This window comes from Streptomyces sp. NPDC052052 (assembly GCF_040680455.1).
Taxonomy (GTDB): Bacteria; Actinomycetota; Actinomycetes; order Streptomycetales; family Streptomycetaceae; genus Streptomyces.
Genome location: NZ_JBFAWU010000047.1, coordinates 1 through 11,755, shown reverse-complemented (window position 1 = coordinate 11,755; position 11,755 = coordinate 1). Strand labels below are relative to the sequence as shown.

Below are 11,755 nucleotides of genomic sequence, written 5' to 3'. Positions count from 1 at the left end.
GCCATCGAGCACTCGCCCGAACGCAGCGACTGGCACGCCAGATGGATCGCCACCAGCGACGACGAACACGCCGTGTCCACGGTCACCGCGGGCCCCTCGAGCCCGAAGGTGTAGGAGATACGACCGGAGGCGACACCGGCCGCGCTTCCCGTGCCCTGGTATCCGTTGATGGATTCCAGCGCCGAGGCCGCCCAGGAGATGTAGTCGTGCTGGATGACCCCCGCGAACACGCCGGTTCGGCTCCCCCGCAGGGAATCGGGAGCGATACCGGCCTGTTCGAAGGTCTCCCACGCGGACTCCAGCAGCAGCCGCTGCTGCGGATCCATCGACTCGGCCTCGCGCGGGCTGATCCCGAACAGTCCCGCGTCGAATGCGTCGGCGTCGTGGAGGAAGCCGCCGTTGCGCGAGGAGGCCTTGCCCGGCGCGTCCGGGTCGGGGTCGTACAGCTCCTCGACGTCCCAGCCGCGGTTCTCGGGGAAGGCCGAGATCCCGTCCTTCCCCTCGGCGACCAGATGCCACAGCTCCTCCGGCGAGGTCACACCGCCCGGAAACCGACAGGCCATGCCGACGACGGCGACCGGTTCCGAGCTCTTCGCCTCCATATCGCGCAGGTGGAGGCGCGTTTCGTGGAGTTCCCCGCTGACGCGGACCAGGTACTCGCGCAGCTTGCCGTGCTCATCCATGGGGTCGCCTTTCAGCGCGGTGGAGGGGGGATGACGGTGGTTGCCGGTCACGAGCCCAGTTGCCTGTCGACGAACCTGAGCAGTTCCTCGGTGGACGAGGACTGCAACTGCTCCACGACCATGGCCCCGCTTCGCGCCGTCGCCGGCTCCTTTGACGACGCCAGGAGTGCTCTGAGCCGATCCGTCACCCGCGCCCGGTCGGGGTCCTCCGGCTCCAACCGCGACAGGACGTCCCCGATCCTGTCGATCTCCCCCATCAGCCGCTCGACGCCGTCCCCGATGTCCTGGACGAGTTCGCCGTGCAGATGGCGGGCGAGGGCGTCAGGGGTGGGGTGGTCGAAGGTGAGAGTGGCGGGCAGCCGCAGGCCGGTGGCCCGGGACAGCCGATTGCGCAACTCGACGGCGGTCAGGGAGTCGAACCCGAGGGCGATGAACGGCTCGTTCGGGTCCACGGCGGTCCCGGGGGCGTGCCCCAGCACTGCGGCCACCTGACGGGCCACCAGGTCCTGTAGGTACCGGTCCTGTTCGGCGGTCGGCAGCGCGTTCAGCCGACGGCGCAGTTCCTCGACGCCGTCCCGCTCGCCACCGCTGTCGGCGACCCGGCGTACGGCCGCCGTCGGCGCCAGTGCCCTGAGCAGCGGATGGACCTCGTCGGCCCGGGACGGTGCGGAGAGGTCCAGCTTCACCGGCACCATCACCGGCAGGCCGTGCGCCAGAGCCGCGTCGAACGAGGCCAGCCCCTCGTCCGGGGTCAGCGCAGCGACCCCGCGGCGCGCCAGGCGCTCCCGGTCCGCCGTACTCAGGCCACTGGTCAGTCCCTCGCTGTCGCGGACCCTCTCCCACCAGCCCCAGGCGAGCGAGATCCCCGGCAGGCCGGCTGCCCGCCGTGCCCGTACCACGGCGTCGGCCGTCGCGTTGGCCGCGGCGTAGTTGGCCTGGCCGGGGCTGCCCAGCACGCCGGAGGCCGAGGAGAAGACGGCGAACAGCACGAGGTCCGTCCCACGGGTCAGCTCGTCGAGATGGCGGGCGGCATCGGCCTTCGGGACGAAGACCCGCTCGATCCGGTCGGCGTCCAGCGCCCCGATGACGCCGTCGTCCAGCGCACCGGCGGCGTGCACCACGCCCGTCAGCGGATGCCCCGCGGGAACGGCCGCCAGGAGTTCCGCCACCGCCGCACGGTCCCCCACGTCGCAGGCCACCAGGGCGACGCGGGCGCCCGCCGCTTCCAGTTCGGTCTTCAGCTGCTGGGCACCGGGGGCGTCCTCACCGCTGCGGCTCGCCAGCACCAGGTGCCGTACGCCGTACCGGTCCACCAGGTGACGGGCCAGCAGCCCGCCCAGATCACCTGTTCCGCCGGTGACCACGACCGTCCCGGCCGGATCGAGCACGGCCGGCTCCGTCCCGTGGCCCGTCAGTCCGGCCAGCCGTGGTGCGTACACGTCGTCCTGGCGAAGGGCGAGCTGGGGTTCACCGGTGGCGAGCAGCCGCGTCCAGGGCACGGTGGTCAGGGCCCTGCCGGGGTCCAGGTCGAGCAGGACCAGCCGGCCGGGGTTCTCGGACTGCGCCGAGCGCACCAGTCCCCAGACGGCCGCGCCGCCCAGGTCCACCGGTTCCTCCGGCCCCGTGGTGACACCGGCCCGGGTCACCACGGCGAGCCGCGCGTCGGCGCACGTCTCGTCGGTCAGGAACCGCTGCACGGCCTCCAGCGCCGCGCACGCCGCCCGCCGCGCGCCGACCGGATCGTCGGCGGCAGGACACGGCCACACGAGCAGCCGCGGCGCGTCGGCGTCGGCAACGAGCGGGCCGTCGGGGTCGTCCGGCCAGGTGATCCAGTCGTCGGCCGCTGTGCGCGCCGCCGGCCCGAGGGACACCGGCGCCCACTCCTCACGGAGCAGGTGGTGCGCCCGCGGTGCGAGGGCCGTCGGCCCCCCTGTCGGCAGCGGACGCAGGGTGAGTCCGTCGGCCTCCAGCACCGGTCCCCCGGCACCGTCGGCGATCTCCACCCGCACCGCACCGTCCGCGTCGGCGGTGACGCACACCCGTACGCGCACGGCACCCACCGCGTGAAGCCGCACGCCCGACCACAGGAAAGGCAGCCACGGCGTGCCCGCCTTCTCCATCCCCGGTACCGCGTCGCTCAGCACCAGGGCGTGCAGTGCCGCGTCCAACAGGGCGGGATGCATCCCGAACGCAGCCACGTCCCCCTCCCCGGGGTCCGGCAGTGCCACCTCGGCGAAGGTCCGGTCGCCCCGGCGCCACACCGCCTCCAGCCCCCGGAACAGCGGCCCGTAGTCCAGTCCCCGTTCCGCGAGGCCGTCGTACACCCCGCCCACCGGCACCGGCTCCGCACCGGCCGGAGGCCACACCGCGAGATCCTCGGACGCCCCGGAACCGGCGTGCGGCCGGCCCGGCGGGCGCAAGGAACCGATGGCGTGGCGCACCCACTCGCTTCCGTCCTCCTCGGGACGGGAGTGGACCGACACCGCCCGCCGTCCCTCGGCATCGGCCTCGTCCACGACGACCCGCAGGAGCGTCCCGCCGCTCTCGTCGAGAACCAGGGGCGTCTGGATGACGAGTTCCTCCAGATCCGGGCAGGCGAGCACGTCACCGGCCCGGAGCACCATCTCCACCAGCGCCGCCCCGGGCACCACCACCCGGCCGAGCACCCGGTGGTCCGCCAGCCACGGCTGCTCGCGCACCGACAGCCGGCCGCTGGCCACCAGGCCGCCCGAAGCGGGAACCTCCACGGCCGCGCCCAGCAGCGGATGGCCGAGGCCCGCCAGGCCGTACGCCTCCACGTCACCCGTGGCGGCGCCGCCGGTCAGCCAGTACCGCTCCCGCTGGAAGGCATACGTCGGCAGCTCCACCCGCCGTGCACCCGATCCGGCGAACACCGCCGCCCAGTCCACGTCACCGCCCCGCACGAACAGTTCGCCGGCCGACAGCAGGAAGCGGTCCGGGCCTCCCTCCCCGCGGCGCAGCGACCCGCTCACGCACACGGGACGGCCGGCGCCGATGTCGTCGATGCTCGCGGTGAGGACGGGGTGCGGACTGACCTCCACGAAGGTGTCGAGGCCGCGCTCCATCAACGTGGCGACGGCAGGGGCGAAGCGCACGCGGCGACGCAGGTTCCGGTACCAGTACGCCGCGTCCAGCTCCGTGCCGTCCACGAACTCCCCGGTCACGGTGGAGAGAAGGGGCACCTCTCCACGACGGGGTTCGAGCGACGCGAGCACGTCCAGGAGTTCGTCCTCGACGACCTCGACGTGACGGGAGTGGGACGCGTAGTCCACGGGTACCGTGCGGGCCCGTACGGAGTCCTCCGCGCAGGCGGCGAGCAGCTCCTCCAGGGCGTCGGCGTCACCCGAAACGACCACCGTCCGCGGTCCGTTGACCGCCGCCACGCCGAGCCGGCCGTTCCAGCGGCCGAGCCTCTCCTCGACCGCCTCCACGGGAAGTGCGACGGACACCATCCCGCCCTTGCCCGACAGCCGGGCCAGTGACCGGCTGCGCAGCGCGACCACGGCCGCGGCATCCTCCAGTGACAGCATCCCAGCCACGCACGCGGCGGCGATCTCGCCCTGCGAGTGCCCCACCACGGCGTCCGGCTCGACACCCACCGAACGCCACAGCGCCGCCAGTGCCACCATCACCGAGAACAGCACCGGCTGCACCACGTCGACCCGGTCCAGGCCGGGGGCGCCGGGCCCGCCGCGCAGGACCTCCGTCAGGGACCAGTCCACCAGCGGCCGCAGCGCGCGCTCGCAGTCCAGCAGCCGATCCCGGAACACCCCGGAGGACTCCGCGAGTTCCAGCGCCATGCCCTCCCACTGCGCCCCCTGGCCCGGGAAGACGAACACCGTCCGGCGGTTCTCGGCCGCCGGCAGTCCCTCGGCCGTCACGATGCCGGGTGCCGCCTCGCCCCGCGCGACCGCCTCCAGACCGGCGAGCAGCTCCGTGCGGCGCCTGCCCACCACCACGGCCCGGTGCCCGAGCCGGGCCCGGCTCACCGCCAGGGAGTGGCCGATGTCGTCGGCCCGCGCCTCCGGCCGCTCACGGAGGAAGGCGAGCAGCCGTTCCGCCTGGGCCCTCAGCCCCGCGGCCGACCCTCCCGACACCACCCACGGCACCGCGGGCACCGGTTCGGAGCCCGGCTCGGCGACGGTGTCCGCCGTGGGATGCGGCGCCTGCTCGATCACCAGGTGCGCGTTGGTACCGCTGATCCCGAAGGACGACACCGCCGCCCGCCGGGGGCGGCCGGTCTCCGGCCACGCCGTCGTCGCGGTCAGCAGCGACACCGCCCCGGTGGACCAGTCCACGTGCGGGCTGGGGGCGTCCACGTGCAGGGTCCCGGGCAGCAGGCCGTGCCGCATCGCCATGACCGACTTGATCACACCGGCGACTCCGGCGGCCGCCTGGCTGTGACCGATGTTGGACTTCAGCGAACCCAGCAGCAACGGCCGTCCCTCGGGCCGGTCCTGCCCGTACGTGGCCAGCAGCGCCTGGGCCTCGATGGGGTCACCGAGGGTGGTGCCCGTGCCGTGCGCCTCCACGGCGTCGACCTCGTCGGGGGTGAGCCGGGCGTTGGCGAGGGCCTGGCGGATGACCCTCTGCTGCGACGGGCCGTTGGGCGCCGCCAGACCGTTGGAGGCGCCGTCCTGGTTCACCGCGCTGCCGCGGATCACGGCGAGCACCTGGTGTCCGTTGCGCTGGGCGTCGCAGAGCCGTTCGAGGAGCACCAGCCCCACGCCCTCGGAGAAGTTGGTGCCGTCGGCCGCTGCGGCGAACGCCTTGCACCGGCCGTCCGGCGCGAGGCCCCGCTGCCGGCTGAAGGCCACGAAGGCGGTGGGCGTCGCCATGATCGACACTCCGCCGGCCAGCGCCAGGGTGCTTTCCCCCCAGCGCAAGGACTGACACGCGAGGTGGATGGCCGTCAGCGACGACGAGCACGCCGTGTCCACCGTCACCGCGGGCCCCTCGAGCCCGAGGGAGTACGCCACACGCCCGGAGATCACCGAGGAGAAGACCCCGGTGGGGATGTAGCCCTCGGTCTCGCCGGAGGCCCGGGTGAGCAGGGTGCCGTAGTCGTGGTCGTAGCTGCCGGCGAAGACGCCCGTGGGCGTGCCGTGCAGCGAGGTGGGGTCGATGCCGGCGCGTTCCAGCGTCTCCCAGGCGGTTTCCAGGACGAGCCGCTGCTGCGGGTCGGTGGCCAGGGCCTCACGGGGGCTCATGTTGAACAGGGAGGCGTCGAAGTCGCCGGCGTCGTACAGGAATCCGCCTTCGCGGCCGTAGCTCTTGCCGGGCGCGTCCGGGTCCGGGTCGTACAGCTTCTCCAGGTCCCAGCCCCGGTCCGCCGGGTATCCCGACATCGCGTCCCTGCCGTCGACGGCGAGCTGCCACAGACCCTCGGGGGAGGTGACGCCGCCCGGATACCGGCAGCCCATTCCCACGATCGCGATCGGCTCGTACCGTTCGGACTCGGCCTCCTGCAGCCGCTGGCGGGTGCGGCGGAGGTCGGCCGTCACGCGACGCAGGTAGTCGCGGAGCTTCTGTTCGTCCGGCATCAGGATCAATCCATCCTCAGCTTTGGCCGTCAAGGAGTCCGAGTTCGTTTTCGATGACCGCGAAGACCTCGTCGTCCGACGCGGAGCCGAGGTCGTCGTCGAGAACGTCCGCCGTGCTTCCGGCCGGCTTCCAGGTCCGCAGCAGGCCTTCCAGACGTGCCTTGATCGTCGGGACGGCGGCATCGTCCGGGAGGATCCCGGACAGCGTCGCTTCGAGCCGCTCGATCTCCCGGAGCACCGTGCGCGTCGGATCGCCGTCCCGGCCCCGGGGATCGAGTTGGCCGTGCAGGTGGGCGGCGAGTGCCGCCGGTGTCGGATGGTCGAAGACCGCGGTGGGGGAAAGGCGCAGCCGGGTCGCGGTGGTCAGCCGGTTGCGCAGTTCGACCGCCGTGAGGGAGTCGAAACCGAGCTCCTTGAACGGCCGGCCGGCAAAGACGGCGTCCGGCCCGGAACGGCCCAGGACGGCGGCGGCGTGGCCCCGGACGAGGGAGAGCAGGCGGTGGTGCTGTTCCTCCGGGGCGAGTGCGGCCAGTTCCCCGGCGATCCCGCTCGCGACGGTCCCTCTGGTCGCGGTCCGTCGCAGGGACGCTCCGGGCAGGGCCCGCAGGATCGCGGGCAGGGTGTCCGGGTCGGCGGACGGTGCGAGCGGGGCGGGCAGGAGGAACGCGTGGTCCAGGCGGAGCGCGGTGTCGAGGAGGGCCAGGCCGTGGTCGGTGGTCAGCGGGGTCATGCCCGCGTGTCCGACGACGCGGCCCCGCTGGGTGGCGTCCAGGTGACCGGTCATGCCGCTGGCCTCCTCCCACAGCCCCCATGCCAGGGAGGTGGCCGGAAGGCCCCGTGCGCGCCGATGGTGGCTGAGGGCGTCCATGAAGACGTTGGCGGCGGCGTAGTTGGCCTGACCGGGGTTCCCCAGGGTGCCGGCCGCCGAGGAGAACAGCACGAAGGCGGCGGGGCCGAGTTTCTCGGTGGCCCGGTGGAGGTTCCACGCGGCCCTCGCCTTGGGCCGGAAGACGGTGTCGACCTGCTGTGGCGTGAGGTTGTCCAGCACCCCGTCGTCCAGGACCCCCGCGGCGTGGACGACGGCGGTGAGGGGGTGCTCGGCGGGGATACCGTCGAGGAGTCGGGCCAGGGAGTGCGGATCGGCCGCGTCGCAGGCGGCGATGGTGACCTGGGCGCCGAGGCCGGTCAGTTCGGCGTGGAGTTCGGCCGCGCCCGTGGCGTCCGGGCCCCGGCGGCCGGCCAGCGTCAGGTGACGGACCCCGTGTCGGGTCACCAGGTGGCGGGCCACGAGGCCACCGAGCGTTCCGGTGCCCCCGGTGATCAGCACGGTTCCGGACGGGTCGAGAGCCGGCGGCAGGTCGAGGGTGACCTTGCCGGTGTGCCGGGCCCGGCTGAGGTGGCGCAGCGCCTCGCGGGCCCGGGAAAGCGGCCAGGCGGTGGCCGGCAACGGCCGGAGGGCTCCGGTCTCGAAGAGGCCGCCGAGGACGGTGAGCGTGTCCTGGATCCGGTCGGGATCGGCGTCGAGCAGGTCGAAGGCCGTGTACGACACGCCGGTATGGACGGCGGCGACCTCCTCGGCGTCACGGATGTCGGTCTTGCCCATCTCGACGAAGCGGCCGTGGGGCGCGAGCAGCCGCAGGGAGGCGTCGACGAACTCGTGGGCAAGCGAGTTCAGTACGACGTCCAGCCCTCCGGGAGCGTGGGCACGGAAGTGTTCCTCGAAGTCCAGGGAGCGCGAGGAGGCGATGTGGTCGTCGTCCAGGCCCATCGCACGGAGCGTGTCCCACTTCGGCTGACTGGCGGTGGCGTAGACCTCGGCGCCCAGGTGCCGGGCGAGCTGAACCGCGGCCATGCCGACTCCGCCGGTGGCGGTGTGGACGAGCACCTTCTCGCCGGACCGGAGGCCGGCGATGCGGACGAGGCAGTCGTGGGCAGTCAGGAAGGCCGCGGGCACGGTGGCCGCGTCGGTGAAGGACCACTGCGCGGGGATACGGGCGACCAGGCGGCGGTCGGCAGTCCGGACCGGGCCGATGCCGCCGGCGGGGAACATGCCCATCACGCGGTCGCCCGGCGCCAGATCGGTGACACCGGCTCCGACCTCGGTGACGATTCCGGCGTCCTCGCCGCCTATCGGCGCCTTCACCGGCACCAGTCCCAGGGACACCATCACGTCCCGGAAGTTGAGTCCCGCCGCACGCACCGCGATCCGCACCTGTCGTGGTCCGAGCGGTGCGCCGCCGTCCTCACCGGTGGTGAGGGCCACGTGGTCCAGCGTGCCGCCGTGACCGGACGCCTCCACCGTCCAGCCGGAGCCCTCGGCAGGCGGGAGCAGGGTGTTGTCCGTGGTGGCGGGGGTGAGCCGGGGGGCGATCACCTCGCCGCCGCGGAGGGCGAGTTGGCACTCTCCGCGGCTGAACGCGGTCCCCAGGGCGCCGTGCAGCGCACGCGTCGAGGAGTCGAGGCGGTCGGTGTCCAGGAGGAGGAACCGGTCGGGGTTCTCGGCCTGGGCGCACCGCACCAGACCCCAGACCGCGGCGTGGGCCGGGTCGACGGTGCCGGGCACCGTGGCGGGGACCGCGTGCTCGGTGGTCAGGACCAGACGGCTGCTGAGCCAGCGGGGGTCGGCGAGCCAGTCCTGGAGCAGCCGCAGGACGGTGGCGGTGAGGGTGGCGGCCCGCTCGGGCGGCTCGTCGGGCCCGCACTGGTCCCCGGGTGGCGTGGGCACCAGGGCCAGGACCGTGTCGGGCACGGGCTCGCCCGGCTGTCCGGTCAGCGCGGCGGTCAGCCCGGAGAGAGAGTCGTACCGGGGCACGGTGGTGCCGGATGCGCCGGCGAGCGCGGCGGCGAGGCCGGAGGCCCTGGTGTCGAGTACGGCGATCCGGCGCGGCACATCGGTGTCCGGCCCGTGGTCCACGGGGACCGGCTGCCAGTCGAGCCGGAAGAGTGAGCGGCGGGTGTCGTCCTGGCCGGTGTCGGTCAGGGGGCCGGTCAGCGGGCGCAGGGAGAGCGTCTCGACGGTGATGACGGGCCGGCCGGCCGGGTCGGTCGCGATGAGCCGCACGGTGCCGGGGCCCGTGGGGGTGAGCCGGACCCGCAGTGTGTCGGCATCGGTGGCGTGCAGGCCGACCCCGCTCCAGGCGAAGGGCAGCAGCAGCGCGTCCTCGGTGCTCTCGGGATCCGCCAGGAGGGCATGGAGGGCTGCGTCCAGTAACGCGGGATGGATGCCGTGGCCGGTGGTGGGGGTGTCGGGGGCGAGGCGGACCTCGGCGTGGAGGGTGGCTCCCTCGCGCCACAGGGCGTGCAGGTTCTGGAAGGCGGGGCCGTAGTGGTGGCCGCGCCCGGCCAGACGGGCGTAGACGCCGTCCAGCGGGATGGGTACGGCTCCGCGGGGCGGCCACTGGCCGGGGTCGGGTTGCGCCGCGGGCGGGGCGGTGGCGGAGCCGAGGACACCGGTGGCGTGGTGGGTCCAGGGCCGGTCCGGTTCGGTGCCCTCGGGACGGGAGTGGATGTCGAGACGCCGTGAACCGGGCCGGTCGGCGTCCTCGCCGGATGCGGTGACGTGCAGATGCACGGGCCGGTCCTCGGCGAGGAGCAGGGGTGCGTGGAGGGTGAGCTCCTCCAGGAAGGGGTGGCCGGTCGCGTGCCCCGCCGTCAGGGCGAGGTCGAGACAGGCGGTGGCGGGCAGCAGCGGAGTGCCGGTCACGGCGTGGTCGGCCAGCCATGGGTGGGCGCCGGTCCTCAGGGTGCCGGTGGCGTGCCAGGTCCCGTCGGGCAGCCGGGTGGTACTGGCCAGCAGCGGGTGGTCGGTGGGGTGGAGCCCGATACCGGAGGCGTCGACGACGGGCCGGGCGGAGGTGAGCCAGTACCGCTCGTGCTGGAAGGCGTACGTGGGCAGGTCGGCCGAGGGCGCTCCCCCGGACCCGTCCAGGGTGCGGGGCCAGTCCACCGGAGCGCCCCTCACATGGGCGTTCGCCAGTGCGGCCAGGAAATGATTCCACCCTCCCCGGTCCCGGCGCAGGGTCGCCACGGCCGCCGGGGCGTTCCCGTCGCCGGGTTCGGCCGTGGTGCCGTCGTCGAGGATGTGCTGGATGCTGGGGACCAGGACCGGGTGCGGACTGGCCTCGACGTACAACTGATGACCGTCCTTGGCGAGTTGGTCGAGGGTGGGGTGGAACAGCACCGGGCGGGTGAGGTTGCGGTACCAGTACTCGCCGGTGAGGGCGGTGGTGTCGAGCGGGCCGCCGGTGACGGTGGAGTAGAAGGGGATGTCCGCGGCGACGGGGGCGAGTCCGTCCAGCAGGGTGCGCAGTTCGTCGCGCAGGACGGTCATGTGCGGGGTGTGGGAGGCGTAGTCGACGGGGATCGCCTTGGCGTCGATGCCGTCCGCCCGGCAGTCGGCGACCATCCGCTCGAGAGGGCCGGTGTCCCCGGCGACCACGGTGGTGGCCGGGCCGTTGACCGCGGCCAGGTGCAGACCGGGGCGGTCGGCGATCAGGGCGCGGGCGCGGTCCGCGGAGACGGGCACGGAGGCCATCCCGCCGGTGCCGGCCACCCGGGCGATGGCCCGGGACCGCAGGGCCACGACGCGGGCGGCGTCGGGAAGGCCGAGAGCACCGGCGACATGGGCGGCGGCTATCTCGCCCTGGGAGTGACCGATCACTGCGTCGGGATGCACGCCGTGCGCGCGCCACAGGGCGGCCAGGCCGACCATGACCGCGAACAGGGCCGGCTGGACGACGTCGACCCGGTCGAGACCGGGTGCGCCGGGCCGATGACGCAGCACGTCCAGCAGCCGCCAGCCGGTGTGGGGTTCCAGGGCCTGTGCGCAGGCCTCGATCTCCGCGGCGAACACCGGCGACTCGCGCAGCAGGCCGTCGGCCATGCCGACCCACTGGGGGCCCTGGCCGGGGAAGACGAACACCGTCCGGGGGCTGCGTGCGGCGGTCCCGGTGATGAGGCCCGGCATCTGCTGCCCCTGTGCCAGTGCGTCGAGGGCCGTCGTCAGGGCGCGCGCGTCCGGACCGATGGCCACGGCCCGGTGTTCGAACGCCGTCCGGGTGGTGGCCAGTTCGACCGCCACGTCCCCGGGGTCCGGCCACGTGCCCCTGCGCGCCCAGCCGGCCAGCCGGCCGGCCTGGGCGGCCAGTGCCCGCGGGCTGCGGGCGGAGATCACCCACGCCGTTTCGCGGGTGGCCCCGCCGCCCTCGGGGGCGGGAGCGGCGGAGCCTGCTGGGCGGGAGGGGGCCGCCACGGCCGTGGACTCCATGGCAGGGGCCTCTTCCAGTACCAGGTGCGCGTTGGTGCCGCTGATCCCGAAGGAGGAGACGGCGGCGCGGCGCGGACGGTCCTCCACGGGCCACGGCCGCTCCTCGGTGGCCAGGGCCACCGCTCCCGCGGACCAGTCCACCCGGGAGGACGGCGCGTCGACGTGCAGGGTGCGGGGAACGGTGCCGTGGCGCATGGCCATGACCATCTTGATGACGCCCGCGACGCCGGCCGCCGCCTGGG

General features: G+C 74.0%; 3 protein-coding genes. All 3 read right to left on the bottom strand.

The window, feature by feature from the left end:
* Window positions 1–683, bottom strand: a 683-nt coding sequence (locus AB0L71_RS32495; RefSeq protein ID WP_365250293.1) for a beta-ketoacyl synthase N-terminal-like domain-containing protein, incomplete at its 3' end; no start/stop codon positions are given.
* A 47-nt stretch (window positions 684–730) separates the two neighbouring features.
* The gene (locus tag AB0L71_RS32490; protein WP_365250290.1) at window positions 731–6,247 is read right to left on the bottom strand and encodes an SDR family NAD(P)-dependent oxidoreductase; all 5,517 of its coding nucleotides are present in this window, start codon (window positions 6,245–6,247) and stop codon (window positions 731–733) included.
* A 16-nt stretch (window positions 6,248–6,263) separates the two neighbouring features.
* Window positions 6,264–11,755, bottom strand: a 5,492-nt coding sequence (locus AB0L71_RS32485) for a type I polyketide synthase (RefSeq protein ID WP_365250287.1), incomplete at its 5' end; no start/stop codon positions are given.

What these genes read in the sequence shown, in the direction of transcription:
- AB0L71_RS32490 (WP_365250290.1), bottom strand. Translation starts at nt 6,247, where the DNA reads ATGCCGGACGAACAGAAGCTCCGCGACTACCTGCGTCGCGTGACGGCC.